The organism is Galbibacter mesophilus, assembly GCF_023721415.1.
In the GTDB taxonomy this organism is placed as follows: Bacteria; Bacteroidota; Bacteroidia; order Flavobacteriales; family Flavobacteriaceae; genus Galbibacter; species Galbibacter mesophilus.
Genome location: NZ_JAMQVC010000002.1, coordinates 370215 through 388049, shown reverse-complemented (window position 1 = coordinate 388049; position 17835 = coordinate 370215). Strand labels below are relative to the sequence as shown.

The 17835-nt window shown below is 37.0% G+C and carries 16 protein-coding genes; 6 read left to right on the top strand and 10 right to left on the bottom strand.

What is annotated here, in order from left to right; all coding sequences use genetic code 11:
• Window positions 1-256 precede the first annotated feature (256 nt).
• The 3 genes from NDQ75_RS08635 to NDQ75_RS08625 are packed head-to-tail and all read left to right on the top strand — an operon-like array spanning window position 257 to window position 6915.
• On the top strand, window positions 257-4075 hold the full coding sequence (locus tag NDQ75_RS08635) for an HYR-like domain-containing protein (protein WP_202027071.1): 3819 nt from the start codon (window positions 257-259) through the stop codon (window positions 4073-4075).
• Between the two features lie 9 nt (window positions 4076-4084).
• Window positions 4085-5002 (top strand): PorP/SprF family type IX secretion system membrane protein, encoded by a 918-nt coding sequence (locus tag NDQ75_RS08630; protein WP_202027070.1) that lies wholly within the window; start codon window positions 4085-4087, stop codon window positions 5000-5002.
• Window positions 5003-5013: 11 nt separating this feature from the next.
• On the top strand, window positions 5014-6915 hold the full coding sequence (locus tag NDQ75_RS08625; protein ID WP_202027069.1) for an OmpA family protein: 1902 nt from the start codon (window positions 5014-5016) through the stop codon (window positions 6913-6915).
• Window positions 6916-6932: 17 nt separating this feature from the next.
• On the opposite strand, the gene NDQ75_RS08620 is transcribed toward NDQ75_RS08625, so the two are convergent.
• The 6 genes from NDQ75_RS08620 to pyrR all read right to left on the bottom strand — a co-directional run bounded on the left by NDQ75_RS08620 (window position 6933) and on the right by pyrR (window position 11004).
• Window positions 6933-7427 carry a CAP domain-containing protein gene (locus NDQ75_RS08620; RefSeq protein ID WP_202027067.1) on the bottom strand — a complete coding sequence of 165 codons (495 nt, stop codon included), beginning with the start codon at window positions 7425-7427 and terminating at the stop codon, window positions 6933-6935.
• Between the two features lie 95 nt (window positions 7428-7522).
• Entirely contained in the window at window positions 7523-8176 is a 654-nt protein-coding gene (gene pdxH / locus NDQ75_RS08615; RefSeq protein ID WP_202027066.1) for a pyridoxamine 5'-phosphate oxidase, read from the bottom strand.
• Between the two features lie 87 nt (window positions 8177-8263).
• On the bottom strand, window positions 8264-9181 hold the full coding sequence (locus tag NDQ75_RS08610; protein WP_202027065.1) for a ribonuclease Z: 918 nt from the start codon (window positions 9179-9181) through the stop codon (window positions 8264-8266).
• Window positions 9182-9190: 9 nt separating this feature from the next.
• Window positions 9191-9523: a ribonuclease Z gene (locus NDQ75_RS08605; protein ID WP_202027064.1), complete on the bottom strand. Its 333-nt coding sequence runs from the start codon at window positions 9521-9523 to the stop codon at window positions 9191-9193.
• 4 nt (window positions 9524-9527) lie between these two features.
• Window positions 9528-10457, bottom strand: a complete 930-nt coding sequence (locus NDQ75_RS08600) for an aspartate carbamoyltransferase catalytic subunit (RefSeq protein ID WP_202027063.1) — start codon at window positions 10455-10457, stop codon at window positions 9528-9530.
• Between the two features lie 7 nt (window positions 10458-10464).
• Window positions 10465-11004, bottom strand: coding sequence for a bifunctional pyr operon transcriptional regulator/uracil phosphoribosyltransferase PyrR (gene pyrR, locus NDQ75_RS08595; RefSeq protein WP_202027062.1), 540 nt, complete (start codon window positions 11002-11004; stop codon window positions 10465-10467).
• A gap of 169 nt (window positions 11005-11173) precedes the next feature.
• Between pyrR and NDQ75_RS08590 the strand changes: the two genes are divergently transcribed.
• The gene (locus NDQ75_RS08590; RefSeq protein ID WP_202027061.1) at window positions 11174-11605 is read left to right on the top strand and encodes a SnoaL-like domain-containing protein; all 432 of its coding nucleotides are present in this window, start codon (window positions 11174-11176) and stop codon (window positions 11603-11605) included.
• 88 nt (window positions 11606-11693) lie between these two features.
• Here NDQ75_RS08590 and murA read toward each other — a convergent pair whose 3' ends face one another.
• From murA to NDQ75_RS08575, 3 genes are all read right to left on the bottom strand, one after another.
• The gene (murA, locus tag NDQ75_RS08585; RefSeq protein ID WP_202027060.1) at window positions 11694-13004 is read right to left on the bottom strand and encodes a UDP-N-acetylglucosamine 1-carboxyvinyltransferase; all 1311 of its coding nucleotides are present in this window, start codon (window positions 13002-13004) and stop codon (window positions 11694-11696) included.
• Between the two features lie 18 nt (window positions 13005-13022).
• A complete protein-coding gene (locus tag NDQ75_RS08580; RefSeq protein WP_202027059.1) occupies window positions 13023-13670 on the bottom strand; it encodes a DUF4290 domain-containing protein in 648 nt (215 codons plus the stop codon).
• 89 nt (window positions 13671-13759) lie between these two features.
• The gene (locus tag NDQ75_RS08575; RefSeq protein ID WP_202027058.1) at window positions 13760-14050 is read right to left on the bottom strand and encodes a DUF493 family protein; all 291 of its coding nucleotides are present in this window, start codon (window positions 14048-14050) and stop codon (window positions 13760-13762) included.
• A 224-nt stretch (window positions 14051-14274) separates the two neighbouring features.
• On the opposite strand from NDQ75_RS08575, the gene NDQ75_RS08570 reads away from it, so the two are divergent.
• Window positions 14275-14817 carry an AAA family ATPase gene (locus tag NDQ75_RS08570; protein ID WP_202027719.1) on the top strand — a complete coding sequence of 181 codons (543 nt, stop codon included), beginning with the start codon at window positions 14275-14277 and terminating at the stop codon, window positions 14815-14817.
• A 29-nt stretch (window positions 14818-14846) separates the two neighbouring features.
• Complete coding sequence (locus NDQ75_RS08565) at window positions 14847-16754, top strand: RecQ family ATP-dependent DNA helicase (protein WP_317191275.1); 1908 nt, start codon at window positions 14847-14849, stop codon at window positions 16752-16754.
• A gap of 24 nt (window positions 16755-16778) precedes the next feature.
• On the opposite strand, the gene NDQ75_RS08560 is transcribed toward NDQ75_RS08565, so the two are convergent.
• Window positions 16779-17609 carry an alpha/beta hydrolase gene (locus NDQ75_RS08560; protein ID WP_202027057.1) on the bottom strand — a complete coding sequence of 277 codons (831 nt, stop codon included), beginning with the start codon at window positions 17607-17609 and terminating at the stop codon, window positions 16779-16781.
• Window positions 17610-17835 lie beyond the last annotated feature (226 nt).

Genomic DNA, 17835 nt, shown 5'->3' with positions numbered 1-17835 from the left:
TTACGCTATGTTATTCAACGTTAATTTATTACCTCTTATCCGCTTCAGAAAAATGAATTTTCATCTCAACGATTTTAAGGACATTTTAACATGTTTTTTTCTACAAGATTAGATTTCTTTAGAATTTAGGTGTAAGAAATCAACCCAAAATATCACTTACAGAACTACTCGTTTTTTTTAATTTCTACTGAAGACTATCGGGATAAATTACCCCAAATTTATCTTGCTTAACTGCTTACGATTAACCGTTAGCAGAATGAAATTACTAAATCTTTTTTACATTCTTTTATATTGTTTTCCCTTTTTAAACTACGCGACTACTTTTGTAGTAGACGAAGATAGAATTGCAGAAAACACTGCTCTTTTCTGCAAGGTAAAGGCAGATATTACTCACATTAGTTGCGTGCTAAACGGGCAGTCGAGCAACGATGGCGCTATTGAATTAACTGTAACCGATTATACGGGTCCGCTTCGCTTCGAATGGACGACCAACAATGGCAGTGGTTTAGACCCAAGCGCGAAAAATCAATTTGGATTAAGTGCTGGAAATTATACTCTCAAAATTTACGATAATGGAACTCGGGTTTTCAAAAAAACCTATGCGGTGTGCAAATACGACAATTTTGAAGTTTCAGTTGAAAAAACCGACAATCGTTGTTTTGGAGCTTCCGAAGGAACCATTACCGTTAATGCTTCAGGAGGCGATGCGCCTTATAAGTTTTCAATAGACGGCGGTGCTACTTTTCAGAATAGCGCCACTTTCAGCCAACTTCCCGAAGGAACTTATAACGTATTTGTAAAAGATAATAGAAAATGTGTTTTCGAGGAAGAAGTTAAAATATCCCATGGCGCTTATTTTTCAATTCAACACCCTTCTTCCTTGACCGTTGAAGAATGCTTAACGCAAGAGGAAATAAATACACTTTTTACTGATTGGCTAAGCAAATTTAATTATCAGGGAGGCAACGGTCCTGTAAACGAAGAGTTTAATAACAATACGCCTCCCGATGCCTGTGGCGGAAGTGTCTCGGTAAATTACAAAGCTACAGACGATTGTGGGGAAGTTCGAACTTGTTCTGCAACTTTCAACGTTCCGGAAGTTGAACCATTGGCTTTTAATGTAAAAGCGCAAAAAAAAGCTACTGAATGTAACGATAACTCCGATGAGGAATTTCAAAATTGGTTGGACAATAATGGTTATGCTGAAGTATCCAGCGGCTGTGATGAAATTACATGGAGCAATAATTTTAATGAGTGTGTTTGGGAAACCATTTGCGGAAACACAAAATTTATTGAGGTAACCTTTAAGGCTTCCAACGGATGCGATAAAATTAAAACAAAAGCCACCTTTACCATTGAAGACACCCAAGCACCAGAGTTTGTGGAAGCTTTACCACAGGATATTACTGTAAGCTGTGGGGAAGTTCCCGATGCTCCGCTTTTAAGTGGCGTGGACAGTTGCGATGACAATGTTCAGGTTTGTTTCGAAGAAAGTGTGGTACAAAATGAATGCGGTAAAACATCCATTATCAGGAATTGGAAGGCCGTTGATTGCAGCGATAATTCCGTTTCCCATACGCAGACAATCACTATTGAAGATACCCAAGCACCCGAGTTTGTAGAAGCGCTGCCTCAAGATATTATGGTGAGCTGTGGGAAAGTTCCCGATGCTCCGCTTTTAAGTGGCGTGGACAGTTGCGATGACAATGTTCAGGTTTGTTTCGAAGAAAGTGTGGTACAAAATGAATGTGGTAAAACATCCATTATCAGGAATTGGAAGGCCGTTGATTGTAGCGATAATTCCGTTTCCCATACGCAGACAATCACCATTGAAGACAACCAAGCGCCCGAGTTTGTAGAAGCTTTACCACAGAATATTACAATAGCTTGTTCGGAAATACCGCAAGCGGAAACTATTACCGCTATCGATAATTGCCAAGAAAATATCCAGGTAGTTTTTGAAGAGAAAACCAATCAAAATGAATGCGGAATTACTTCCGTAACAAGAACATGGACCGCCACCGATTGCAGTGATAATTCCATTTCCCATACACAAACCATTACTATTGAAGACAACCAAGCACCCGAGTTTGTAGAAGCTTTACCACAGAATATTACAATAGCTTGTTCGGAAATACCGCAAGCGGAAACTATTACCGCTATCGATAATTGCCAAGAAAATATCCAGGTAGTTTTTGAAGAAAAAACCAATCAAAATGAATGCGGAATTACTTCCGTAACAAGAACATGGACCGCCACCGATTGCAGTGATAATTCCATTTCCCATACACAAACCATTACTATTGAAGACAACCAAGCACCCGAATTTGTAGAAACTTTGCCGCAGGATATTACAATAGCTTGTTCAGAAATACCGCAGGCCGAATCCATTACCGCTATCGACAATTGCCAAGAAAATATTCAAGTAGTTTTTGAAGAAAAAACCAATCAGAATGAATGCGGAATTGCTTCCGTAATAAGAACATGGACCGCCACCGATTGCAGCGATAATTCCATTTCCCATACACAAACCATTACTATTGAAGACAACCAAGCACCCGAATTTGTAGAAACTTTGCCGCAGGATATTACAATAGCTTGTTCAGAAATACCGCAAGCGGAAACCATTACTGCAATTGATAATTGCCAAGAAAATATTGAAGTAGTTTTTGAAGAGCAAGCCAATCAAAATGAGTGTGGAATTACTTCCGTAACAAGAACATGGACCGCCACCGATTGTAGCAGTAATTCCGTTTCACACACGCAGACAATCATTATTGAAGACAACCAAGCACCCGAATTTGTGGAACCGTTACCGCAGAATATTACCATAGCTTGTTCGGAAATACCGCAAGCCGAAACTATTACCGCTATCGATAATTGCCAAGAAAATATCCAGGTAGTTTTTGAAGAAAAAACCAATCAGAATGAATGCGGAATTACTTCCGTAATAAGAACATGGACCGCCACCGATTGTAGCGATAATTCCGTTTCACACACGCAGACCATTACTATTGAAGACAACCAAGCACCAGAATTTGTGGAAACATTGCCGCAGGATATTACGGCAAGCTGTGGAGAAGTTCCAGAAGCAATTTCGCTCACCGCAACAGACGGCTGCAATAGTGCTATTCCTGTAACATTCACGGAAGAAAGAACTGATGATAACTGTAAAATACTGATTACTCGAAAATGGACTGCTGAAGACTGTTTTGGTAATCAAGCATCACATGTACAAACTATCTCAATTCAAGACATGGAGTCGCCTAGCCTAATTACTGATCTTGACGAGCAAATCACCATTTTTGATGGAGAGGTTCCTGAAGTTCCACAGCTTCTTTTCGAGGATAATTGTGACGAAAATTTGGGAGTACAGTTCGAGGAAATTTCCAACTTTATATCAGACAATATCGATTATGAAATTACAAGAGCATGGACGGTAACTGACGATTGCGGTAATGAATCCATCTTTATACAAACCATTTTTGTTCAGGCAATGCCAAGTCCTGCTCCACCTCCATCAATCGCTCCGCTTCGGGTTTGCGTGGAAGATGCCGCTATTAATTTACAAACATTAATTCCGGAACTATATTCTTCCGAAGGAATCTGGGAAGTCATTCTTGGGAATGTCAACTTAAATAATGGAAACTTCAATCCGACTTCCGCAGAAATAGGGAAATATGAAATTCTATACACACCAAACGAACCGAATAGATTTGCCATTTCCCTAAATATCGAAGTACATGATGAGTGTGTGGTTTTACCGTGCAACTCTATTGAAAACATCGTTATTTCAAAAACCATTACGCCTAACGGAGATGCTTTCAATGAGTATTTTACCGTAAGTGGATTGGATGAATGCGGCTTTAGAATGGAGTTGGAAGTGTTTAATAGATGGGGCACCATTGTATATCGCTCCAACGATTATAAAAATAATTGGAATGGATTTAGTAACACCGGAATTGGAAGTTCTAATCAAATTCCAACAGGAACATACTTTTACGCACTAACACTTGTAGACAGTGGCTTTGACCCTATTCGAGGTTATATCTACGCCGGAACCAGCTCCAAATAAACAGTTTTTATGAATTACAGTAAAAAAACGACCCTTTTTGCATTTGTATTTTGTGTCTTTCATGCATTTTCACAGCAATTACCGCAATTTACGCAGTACATGTACAACACCATTTCCATTAATCCCGCCTATGCCGGAAGTAGGGAGGCTTTAAGTGTTGTAGCGCTTCACAGAAGTCAGTGGAATGGTTTTAATGGCGGACCAAAAACCACTACAGTATCCATAAATTCTCCTCTTCGGAATGATAAAATAGGACTGGGATTATCGTTTATAAACGATCAATTGGGCTTCGAGCGCTTTTCGTATTTGTACGGTGATTTTTCATATACAATTCGAACGGGAGTTAATTCCCAATTAGCTTTCGGATTAAAAGCTGGGTTCACACAGTACCGTTTGGATGATGAATTTCTTGGTGACCCTACCGTTATAAATGATCCCTTTTTTAATGATATCTCCAATCATTGGACCCCAAATATGGGTCTGGGCATTTATTGGCATTCGGAAAGGTGGTATGTTGGGGCATCTTCCCCGAGAATTTTCACTACCGATTATAACAAACAGGAAGAATTTGAAGCTTCGGAAAGGGTTGGTTATTATTTAACCGCTGGTTACGTACTTCCGCTAACTGAAAATATAAAATTTAAACCTTCATTTTTGATAAAAGCTACAAGCGGGAGTCCTCTTGCCTATGATTTTACCGGTAACTTCTTGTTTTACGAAAAAATGTGGCTCGGACTTGCCTACCGATTGGATGATGCCGCAGCGGTATTAATTGATTTTCAAATTACCCCGCAATGGCGAATTGGATATACCTACGAACAACCTATTTCCGATATTCGACCGTACACTTCTGGAACACATGAAGTTTTGCTGATGTTTGAATTAAAATTTAAAAACTCAAAATACAAATCCCCCCGCTATTTTTAATCTAGTTTCAAATGAATATGATTTTCAAATATAGGACGCTTCTCTTTTTATTCATCCCTTTTTTACTGAATTCCCAGTACGCTCAGCAGAAAAAGGCGGATGCACAATTCAATAAGTTTGCATTTATAAAAGCTTCAAAAAATTACGAGGAAGTATTAACCCATAACTTCAATACCGATTATGTGCATAGAAAGTTAGCCGATTGCTACTTTATGCTTCGGAATCCAGAAAAAGCTGCTCCGCACTTTAAAAAAGTAGTTCAACAACCCGATATTCCCAATGCTTATTATTACAATTATGCCATTGTATTGCGTTCTCTAGGAGATTATAATGAAGCTGAAAAATGGTTGGAAAAATTTAAAGAAGAAGGTGGCAAAAAAAAATTAGTAAAGCATATTGACGAAAATCCAGATGCACTGGAAAACAAACCAACATACGAACTAAAAGATGTGAATTTCAATACAAAAAACAGTGACTTCGGTGCGTATCAGTTTGGTGATAGGGTCTATTTTGTGAGTGCCAAAAAAGAATCCGGTCCCGAACAACGTATTTACAGCTGGAACGAACAACCTTTTTTAGATTTATACACTTTTAATTTAAGTGATTCCATTCCAGCAATCGAGCCACTTTCGGGAGCAATCAACACGAAGTTTCATGAAGGACCTATTTCAATTTCAGAAGATGGTAAAGCGTTGTATTTCTCTCGCAATAATTATTTAAATAAACAAAATGAAAAGGATAAAAAAGGTATCAACCACCTACAGATATACAAAGCAACGAATGTTGGTGGAAAATGGGAAAATATAGTACCGTTACCATTCAACAATAAATCATATTCCACTTCTCATCCTGCTTTAAGCCCAGATGGAAAAACACTTTATTTTGCCTCTGATATGCCGGAAGGATACGGTAAAACAGATATTTATAAAGTAACCATTAATAATAATGGGACTTACGGAAAGCCTGAAAATTTAGGACCGATTATCAACACCGCTGGGGAAGAGTTATTTCCTTTTGTTAATTCCGAGAGCACCCTCTTCTTTTCATCAGATGGTCACGAAGGTTTAGGATTATTGGATATTTACGCTACTATAACTTCCGAAGAAAATAAAATATCGTCCATTGTAAATATGGGAGCTCCGATTAACAGTAAAAAAGACGATTTTTCCTTTTTTATGAATACTGATGGACTTTCCGGCTACATAGCCTCAAATAGAAATAATGCTGCAACGAACGACGATATTTATGCTTTTGAAACTGTTTTACCGTTACTTTTAAAAGGAGTGGTTACCGATTCTATAAATAGCAAGCCCATTGCCAACGCCAGAATTGAACTCTTTGACGAAAATCATCAGGAAATTATCACTTTATCAACAAATAACAACGGCTACTACGAAACTTTTATTGAAAGAGAAAAGGATTACTCTATAAAGGGAAGTCGCGAAAAATATATGGATAAATCTAAAGTATTCAGCAGTAAAAACATCGGTAAAAAACTTAAAGAACTAGTGGTTAATTTGGAACTGTCTCCAGTGGATGATCTTAGTGTTTTAGCCGACCTCAACACTATTTTTTTCGATTTTGATAAATACAATATCCGTCCAGATGCAGCAAAGGAATTGGATAAAATAGTGCGTTTGCTAACGGAAGAATATCCTGATATGGTAATGGAAATTGAATCTCACACCGATTCCCGTGGATCACTTTCGTACAACGACAGACTCTCAATAGACCGAGCCAATGCCACTTATGATTACTTGGTAAGTCAGGGCTTAAATGCTACGCGGGTAATTGCACACGAAGGGTATGGAGAGCGGAGGCTAACCAATGGCTGTTCAGACGGCGTTAAATGTGAAGAGCCGGAACACCAAGAAAACAGACGTACCGAGTTTAAAATACTTAAAATGAAATAATACCCTATGTATGAATCCTAATTTTCTTCTTTTACGAAAATATGGGTGTAATAAAAGTTACCTTCTGCGTCCTTTATTGCTGAAATCCCTGAAGCTGTAAAATCACCTTCAATGTTTCTTCTGTGCGAATTGCTTTTTAACCAAGCATTAACCACTCCCTCGGCGGTATGAAAACCGAAAGCAACATTCTCTCCGACTGCAATGGCATCATTATTTTTTAATTCACGTTCACGTTCACCAAAAAAATGATGACAAACTTCATTTGCCTCCAACATATGGGAACAATGATTTGAGGCCTGCTCTTTAGCCAGTTCAAGTTTCTTTAAAGGAACTAAATTTTTAGAAATACGGTGTTGATTGATGAGTAGCAGAATTTCATCCTCTACCTCGTGATAAATTTGTGGTGCTCCCACATATACTTCATCCTGAGTTTTGTCAGCAGAACAACTACTTAGAAAAGAAAAACTATAGAACAGCAGGGCAACTGCTATAGCTTTCGCATAAGCATTCATAGGTTTTGTAAATTAAGATTTGGCATTGGTAATATACAATTCTTAATTTATTCTAACCGAAATAAGTCTTATTAATCGATAAAAGGCACTAAAAATTAAGGATTTAACCTTTCAATCTTCCAATTATAGTCTTCTTGAAGGATATAACGAATACGGTCGTGTAATCGGTTGGGTCTTCCTTGCCAAAACTCTATGGAAACTGGTTTTATAATATATCCACCCCAAAAATTGGGTCTTGGGATTTCTTTGTCTTTATAAAATTCCTCTGCTTCCTTAAGCTTATCTTCCAAAGTTTCCCTTGAGTCCACTACCCTACTTTGCTCTGAAACTAATGCTCCAAGCTGGCTTCCTCTTGGACGTGATTCAAAGTAACCATCGGATAAATTTTCGGCTACTTTTTCGGCCTTTCCTTTTATGATTACTTGACGTTCCAGATTGGGCCAAAAAAAAGAAGCACACATGTTTGGGTTTGCTTCAATAGCTTTCCCCTTTTCACTTTCGTAATTGGTATAAAAGATAAAACCTTCTTCATTAAATTTTTTAAGTAGTACCACACGGTTTTTTGGAAAACCATCCAAACCAATTGTGGTTACCGTCATAGCATTAGCCTCATCTACCCCATCACTTTTATCAACTTCATAAAACCAAGTTTGAAAAAGCTGTAATGGGTTGTCGGGTATTTCACTCTCTAAAAGCGCCCGTTTTTCATAAACCTTTCGGTAGTCACTTAAATCCTTTTCATTTGCCATTACTTTTCTAATTTTGTGTAATTAATTCTTAATGAAGTTATTTAATTCCTTCTTTAAAGGTATTTATTTTTCAAGCAAACTTTCAATCTAAAAAAGAAATTCTTTTCCGTCTTCTGCCAATTCTACATTAGGAAAAAATTGATGTGCCTCTTCCTGAAAAACATCAAGATTTTTGTATCGCGTGGAATAATGCCCTAATATAAGCTTCTTAACATTGGCTTTACCAGCTATCATTGCTGCTTGTTTTGCTGTTGAATGCCCCGTTTGTAAGGCCAGTTTCTCGTGTTCACTTAAAAAAGTGGACTCATGATATAATAAAGTAGCATCTTTTATAATTGGAATAATTTCTTCAGAATAGGATGTGTCACTACAAAAGGCATAGCTTTTTGGTGGCGGTGGATCTAAAGTTAATTTTTCATTCGGAATCACTTCCCCATTTTCCAACACAATATCTTTTCCTTTTTTTATATTCCTAAAATAAGCGGTATCGATACCATATTCGTTTGCGGCGTTCACATCCAATTTGCGATCGCCTTCTTTTTCTTTAAACAGAAAACCATTGGTATAAACACGGTGTTTTAGCGGTATTGTGTAAACCTCTACAGTTTCATCTTCAAAAATTAATTCGGAAGTATTCGATTCAAGTTCGTGAAAATAAAGAGGGAAATTTGTCCAAGCATGTCCGACTTTTAGCATAGTAGTAACCGCTTTTTTTATTCCTTTTGGACCGTAAACATGAATGGGAGCTTCCCTGCCTAGTAATCGAAATGTAGATAACAAACCCGGAAGTCCAAAAAAATGATCCCCGTGTAAATGCGAAATAAAGATATGTTTTACGCGAACAAATTTAATTTTCTGTCTTCGTAATTGTACCTGTGTTCCTTCCCCACAATCTATTAAAAAAATATGGTTTTTTATTTCCAGCGCTTGAGCCGTTGGATTGGTAAAAGCCCTAGGTGTAGCACTGTAACAACCTAAAATATGTAGTTTATTGAGATTTGCCATACAACGAACCTAGAAGTCTAAATCCCGTTCTATGTCTTCCATTTCAATAATATCGTAGGCTTCTTTTAAAGTAGGCGCAACCACCAAATCGTCGTGAACTTCATTAAAATTTATATTGTCTGCTACAATAACAAAAGATTTCTTATTACTTCGGTGGTCTCTGGAAAGCTCTAGAAACTCCATTAAATCATTGGCAGACAAATTGCTTAATGATAAGAGATTTAATACTAGATTGTCTTTGGCTACCTTTGAATACGATTCTTTAAGCTTCTCTATGAATTTACCCAAAGAAACGTTTTCTTGTGTTATTACGGTGGTATTCTCTTGTCTATCAATTATCATAATCCTACTGTTTTATTTTTGAAGCTAATAAATAAATTACTGCCATTCTAATAGCCACACCATTTTCTACCTGATTCAGGATAATAGCCTGTTTAGAATCTGCTACATCGCTGGTTATCTCTACTCCCCTGTTTATCGGTCCGGGGTGCATAATTACAATTTCTTTATCCAATGAATCCAAAAGTGCCTTGTTTACACCAAACTGTTGAGTATATTCCCGCGTTGATGGAAAATAGCTAATATTCATACGTTCGTTTTGTACACGAAGCATATTTGCCACGTCGCACCATTCCAACGCCTTTCTTAAGTTGGTTTCTACTTCTACCCCTAGCGAGGTAATAAATTTTGGAAGTAATGTTTTTGGTCCACACACTTTTACATTAGCGCCTTGTAGTTTTAAAGCGAAAATATTGGATAATGCTACCCGAGAGTGTAAAATATCACCTACAATTACAACATTTTTACCCGCAACATCTCCTAATTTCTCTCGAATTGAATACGAATCCAACAACGCCTGTGTTGGGTGTTCATGGGCCCCATCCCCTGCGTTTACAATACTTGCTTTTACATTTTTTGAAAGAAATACGCCTGCGCCCGGATTTGGATGTCTCATAACAACCATATCCACTTTCATGGAAAGGATGTTGTTTACAGTATCAATAAGGGTTTCCCCTTTTTTTACGGATGATTGCGCTGCCGAAAAGTTTATAACATCCGCGGAAAGTCTTTTCTCTGCCAATTCAAAAGAAAGCTTTGTTCGCGTACTATTTTCAAAAAACAAATTGGCTATGGTTATATCCCGAAGGGAAGGTACTTTTTTAATCGGACGATTGATTACTTCTTTAAAGTGATCTGCAGTTTCAAATATCAACTGTATATCAGCTTCATTTAAATATTTAATTCCCAATAAGTGGTTTACACTTAATTCGCTCATCGTGCAGCTATTTATTTATCAAATATACTTTATCTTCCCCTTCTTGCTCTTTCCACATCACCTTCACTTTTTCTTGATTGATGGCATCTACTTGTCTTCCGCGGTAATCGGGCTGAATAGGCAGGTGCCTGCTAAAACGTCTATCAATTAAAGTTAGTAGTTCAATTTCAAACGGCCTTCCAAAAGACTGTATTGCAGTTAACGCAGCGCGTATGCTTCTTCCTGTATATAAAACATCATCTACAAAAACTACTTTTTTATCTTCAACCAAAAAATCAATCTTTGTTTTATTGGCTTCCAGCGGTTTGTCTCCTCTCCTAAAATCATCACGATAGAAAGTAATATCCAAATACCCGAGTTTTACATCAGGAATAGCATATTCTTCTAAAAGCAATTTTTTTAAACGCTCTGCTAAAAAAACACCTCTCGGCTGAATACCGATAAGAACTGTATTTTTAAAATCTAAATGATTCTCAATGAGTTGACAAGCCAAACGGTGAAGTATAATGTTGATTTCTTTCTCGGAAAGCAAGACTTTTTGACTCATATTACTAAAGGAAATATATGGTTTGTAAAATTACATATTTTTAGGGAGAAATTTACTTCTTCAATTACATAAGTCATTATTTTCTAGTTTTCAAACATATAAAACTGTGTTAACCTAAAGCTAACTTATTAATTTAAAACCAATTGTAGTTTTGCAAAAACTAAAAGCAATGAATACAAAAAAAATAGCCCATCAATTGGTTTCTCTTTGCCGAAACGGAAAACATTTAGAGGCCTATCAGGAACTTTATGACGATTTTGCAATCAGTAAAGAGAAAAGAACTTCTTTTGATATTACTACGGAAGGAAAGGCTCGAATTATTGAGGAATTTCTGATAAACCAAGGAAATATTATAAAAGTCCACAGTTTTTCTATTTCTGAACCTTTGGTGGCCGATCATTATTTCGTGGTAAAAATGACCAGTGATACTACCTTTGCTGATATCGGCAGGGTCCAAATGGAAGAATTATGTCTTTATAAAGTGGAAAATGATAAAATAACGGAAGCTCAATTTTTCTATGAACCCTTAAATGAAGCCGATTATTTTATGGACTCCATCATGAAACGAAAAAAGTCCCTCGATGAGGAACTTTTCGTGTAGTTTTATAATATCTTTTGCTGCCTTTAACACCTTCAACGAAGCGCTAATGCATAATGCTAGACAGCTTTCTTAAATTTTATTTTGTGAGTTAATCAACGCGAACAATTTTAGCCCCGATTGCTTTTAAGCGGGTATCTATATCTTGATAACCTCTATCGATCTGTTCAATGTTATGAATAGTAGACTCCCCTTTGGCTGAAAGTGCCGCAATCAGTAACGAAATCCCTGCTCTAATATCCGGAGATGTCATGGTGGTTGCTTTAAGGGTAGATTTAAAGTCGTGACCAATTACGGTAGCACGATGCGGATCGCAAAGAATAATTTTTGCACCCATATCTATCAACTTATCAACGAAGAAAAGTCGACTTTCAAACATTTTCTGATGAATCAAAACGCTCCCACGTGCTTGTGTAGCCACTGTTAAGATGATGCTTAGTAAATCGGGAGTGAATCCGGGCCAAGGAGCGTCGGAAATAGTTAATACCGAACCGTCAATAAAGTTCTGCACCTCATAACCATCTTTGTGCTCAGGAATGTAAATATCGTTTCCTTTCTGTTCTATCGTGATTCCAAGTTTTCTAAAAACATTTGGAATCTGACCGAGATAATCCCAGCCTGCATTTTTTATAGTTAATTCGCTACGTGTCATAGCTGCCATACCAATCCAGCTTCCAATCTCAATCATATCGGGAAGAATGGTATGTTCGGTACCGCCAAGCTTTTTAACTCCTTCAATTGTTAACAAATTAGAACCGATACCACTTATTTTTGCTCCCATTCTATTCAGCATAGAGCAAAGTTGTTGTAAATAGGGTTCGCAAGCCGCATTATAAATAGTGGTAGTTCCTTCCGCTAAAACAGCAGCCATAACAATATTTGCCGTTCCAGTAACGGAAGCCTCATCAAGCAACATGTATGTTCCTTTGAGTTTCTTTGCTTCCACTCCGTAAAAGTATTCTTCACGGTTATACCTGAATTTTGCTCCCAGTTTTATAAACCCTTCAAAATGGGTATCTAACCTTCGTCTTCCTATTTTATCACCGCCTGGTTTAGGGATATAGCCTTTTCCGAAGCGAGCCAAGAGCGGACCAACAATCATGATGGAACCTCGTAAACCGCGACCGTCTTTTTTAAACTGATCGGATTGAAGGTACTCTAAATTAAGATCATCTGAAACAAATGAATAGGATGCATTCCCGAGTTTTTGGATTTTCACCCCCAAATTTTCGAGCAAGTCAATCAACTTGTTTACATCAATAATATTTGGAATGTTATTTATGGTTACCTTTTCATCTGTTAATAAAACAGCACAAAGAATTTGTAAGGCTTCATTTTTTGCACCTTGAGGAGTAATTTCTCCTTTTAATTGGTGTCCTCCTTCAATTTTAAATGTTCCCATGTAAGATAAGTAGGCTTTTTAATATCGTTTTTTGCTTCTTCCTTTGGTGTGGTGTTTTCTGGAGCCAGAATTTCTTGAATTTTTACTGGTAGATTTGCTTCGAACAAGGTTTTTGCTTTCCGCAAGATCTTCGTCAAACCTAGCTAAATTAATTTGTCCATCGCTCAGTTCAAACAAATGATTAAAAATCACTTCATCCTCCACTGTGTCTTTATTCCAGTTTAAATAGCTTTTCTTCATGTGATTGGCGATGGTAAACTTCAAAGCGTCCTTTAAATCGCCTTCATCCCAACTTACACAAACATCGATCATTCTTTTGATGTTGTTACCGTAAAACCGGTATTTTGGATGGTTTTGCGGGTACTCCAAACGCTCTGGTCTTTCAGCCAACAATTCTTTTGTGGGCTTTGGGTACGGAGAATCCACGTCCAATTTAAAATCGGAAATTATAAATAATTGATCCCATAATTTATGCTGAAAATCAGGCACATCCCGTAAATGTGGATTTAAGTTCCCCATAACCCCGATTATGGATTGAGCAACTTTATTTCGTTCCTCCTTATCTTCAATAGAAATGGCATAATCTACCATTTTTTGTATATGTCGCCCGTATTCAGGTATAATGAGCTTAGGTCGCTCGCTGTTGTATTCTAAAGTATCTATCAAAATATGATATTATTAAAATGAAGTTATATTTACGTCCAAGACGTATTAATGTTTGCAAAATAACAAATTTTACGCTGTATCAAAGGAATTTAAAGAGAAATTACACCCTCTACTACACTTACTTCCTTATATTTATCAATTACGGCATCGGCGCTGTTCATGGTAACCTCTATAGAAATACTAGTATATTTCCCGTTGGAAGAAGTTTTTGTAGTTATAACAGCACCTGTATTGTTAAAAATGGTTTCTATTTGTTTTACCTTTTTCTCATCCGTAGGAACAATAAATTTGTAAAGGTACAGGGAAGGCCATTGGGTAGTTCTATCTAATTCGTCTTTTAATCTAATATAAAATTCTTCTACTTCCTTTTTACTCTTCATAAAGCAAATTTGTTTTGTGCAAAGATAAGTTTTACGAATCAATTTAGCAGTTTCCTTCTATACGAATACATGAATATTAAAGAAATATTGTGATTGCCGACTTGAGACTACTTTTAAAATCTTTCATGCCCAATCCAGAATATTCCGAAGTATTAATTTCTTCGCATTCATTCATTTTTAATTCGGTTATCATTTGGTTACTTTTGCAGTTTGGATGTAATCTCATGAACAGAAATAAAAAAATAGTAATTACTGGTGGTCCTGGAACGGGAAAAACTACTGTTATAGACTTTTTAAAGCAAAATGGACACCAGTGCATATTGGAAATTTCAAGACAAGTTACCCAGGAAGCAAGGGAAAAGGGCATTGAGCAACTTTTTCTAACCGATTCCCTACTCTTCAGTAAAAAATTATTGGAAGGCCGTATTCAACAACACAAGGATGCTGAGAAGCTCCATGGGACTGTTTTTTTTGATCGCGGTGTTCCAGATGTTCTTGCTTATATGGACTATGCTGGGGATGAGTATCCTAATTATTTCAATGAAGCTTGTGAAAATTACCGGTATGATCTGGTTTTTTTACTTCCTCCATGGGAAGAAATATACAGGTCTGACAGTGAACGCTACGAGAATTTTGAGCAGGCAAAAAAAATTCACCAATACTTGAAAGAAACGTATGAAAAATATGACTACGGTTTAAAGGATGTTCCTACCGGAACTGTAGAGGAAAGAGCTGATTTTATACTTAAAAATTTATCCTTAATTTAATTCGGAATTAATACCGTAAATCTGTCACGATGAATGCCATGCTAAAACCTCAGGAAGTTTTACAAAAATATTGGGGTTTTACTTCATTTAAAGAACCGCAGGAAGAAATAATCCAACTTGCCGTAGATGGTAAAGACTCGTTAGTTTTACTGCCTACCGGTGGTGGAAAATCAATTTGCTACCAAGTTCCTGCCTTGATGAAAGAAGGTATTTGCATTGTTGTTTCTCCATTGATTGCACTTATAAAAGACCAAGTAAATTCTTTAAAGAGCAAAGGGATAAAGGCAATTGCGCTTACAAGCGGACTAAAATTCGAAGAGGTTGACTCCTTGTTGGACAATTGTATTTACGGTAATTACAAATTCCTATATCTTTCTCCAGAAAGACTTCAACAGGAATTGGTACAAGAACGAATGAAGAGCATGAACGTAAACCTCATCGCCATCGACGAGGCTCATTGTATTTCTCAATGGGGAAACGATTTTAGGCCAGCCTATAGAAATTGCAGTGTTTTAAAAGAATTTTTTCCAGAGACTCCTATGATGGCACTTACCGCTTCTGCCACCAAAACGGTTGCCGGCGATATTATAGAAAACCTTCATCTTCACGAACCTGTTACAGTAAAAAAATCCTTTCGAAGGGAAAATCTTTCGTATCAAGTTTTTCATACAGAGGACAAACTGTTTAAACTAGAACAAATACTGAAAGAAAATAACGGCGCTGCCATTGTGTACGTGAGAAGCCGAAGAGCGACCGTGGAAACCAGTGAGGTTTTGAACAAAGTAGGAATTAGTGCCACCTTTTTTCATGGAGGCCTTACCAATGAAGAAAAAAATAAGCGATTGGATGCTTGGCTAACCGACCAAACAACGGTTATGGTGGCCACCAACGCTTTTGGTATGGGTATAGACAAACCGAATGTTTCTGTAATTGCCCATATTAATTTCCCTGAATCGTTAGAAAGTTACTACCAAGAAGCCGGTAGAGCTGGTAGAAATGGAGAAAAAGCGGTAGCCGTAATTTTAAAAAATAACAGTGACGAGATTCAGCTTAAAAATCAGTTTATAAAAACGTTACCTAATGTAGATTTTATCAAACTGCTTTATAAAAAACTAAATAATTATTTTCAAATTCCTTACGGTGAAGGCTTCCAACAAAATTTTTCACTTAACTTTAATGCTTTTTGCAGCGCATACTCTATAAATCCGATGCTGGCTTACAACGGATTAAAAATACTTGATAAACATTCGGTCATCTCCTTTTTGGAAACCCATCATAAAAAAACAAGCGTATTATTCATCTGCAGCAATTCGCAATTGTTTTATTATTTAGACCAAAATCCTTCCGCAGAAAAGATTACACAGGCCATTTTAAGAACCTACGGAGGTGTTTTTGATATTTCAACAGCTATTAATGTGACGTTGATTGCTAAAAAAACAAACACCTTCGAAAAAAGGGTACTCCAAACACTGGAACAATTACAAAAAGATAATATTATAGAATTGGAAGCAAAAGATACCGATGCCTCCATCACCTTTTTAAAACCTCGTGAGGACGATAAAACTATTAATGTAATTGCTAAAGAAATTGAGCAACAAAATAAATTGAAAATACAAAAAGTAAAAGCAGTGCTTAACTATGTAAATAATGAAAAAGTTTGCAAAAGCACGCAGCTACTCACCTATTTTGATGAAGATACCAAAGAAACCTGCGGAATTTGCTCGGTTTGCTTAGCGAAAAAGAGCCGTCTTTCTTCGGATGTTCTTGCAATTGCAAAGGAAGAAGTATTAAAATGCCTGCAAAAAAGTCCGCTCTCTTCAAAAGAACTTGCTGAAAATATCACCTTTAAAGAAGTTTACATTCTAGAAGCTTTAAAAGAACTTATTGCTGAAGAATTGGTTACTACCAATAGCGTGAATCAATATAAAATTGGGTAGCGCCTAGGCAGACTTTCATTATTACTATTTATCAAAAAAGCTATCCAGCCAGGAAATTACTGTCTCAAAAACATCTTCCCTTTCCAAATCGTTATGTAGTTCATGATATCCGCCCTTGTAAAGCTTTAAAGTAATATAATCTGATTGTTTGGCAAAAGCTTTACTCGCCCAGTGACTGGTGATGTAATCTCCTGTTCCGTGCAGCAAAAGCGTCGGGGTATTTAATTTTTTGGGATTGTTGAGTGCCCATTCACCCCATTTTATAAAAGGAAAGGTATAATTGGGGCTTATTCGGTCGTGCACCAAAGGATCGTCTTTATATTTTTCAATTTCCCGTTCGTCCCTCGAAATATATTTTGGTTCTATACCACTTGGCAAAGTAATAAACGGTAGTAAATAATAGCATATTTTACCAACATTCATTTTCCACGATGGAGGATCAAAAGCCATGCGCAGAAACGGACTTGTAGCTACAATACCTTTAATACTGCTTGCACGTTGCATGGTATAATTGATAACAACGTTTCCGCCAAGACTATGTCCGTACAAAAACACAGGTAGCTTGGCAAAGCGTTCTTCAATGAGTTCCAAAGCGTCATCAATAGTGTTTAGAACAGCTTTAAAACTGGGACAATAGCCTCGTTTTCCTTCGGAATGACCATGACCGAAATGATCGAAACTGTACACAGCATAGCCGGCATGTACCAATTCTGGGATTATCGAGCCTGTGTAACGACCGCTATGTTCCCCCATACCGTGTACCAGCAATACAACGGCTTTGGTTTCCTCGCCATGCCAGCATTGGCCAAACAAGCGCTTGTTACTGCTGTAAAAATCGAATCCTTGATGTTGCATTCTACTTTTGTTTTGGGGCGTTTTCTAAAATTCTAAAATCGGAAAATGAAATGACAATCGCCATGTTTTAAGCAAATTATTTTCATTTAATTACACTTTTTAATGCATCAAACTTTATGAATAAAAAAGAGCTGAGAGAATTTTTTAGCCAAAATCATGACCATTTCATAAGAAACATTGAAAGCTATTGTGACCGATGGTGCGAAAAATGCGATTTTAAAGCTAA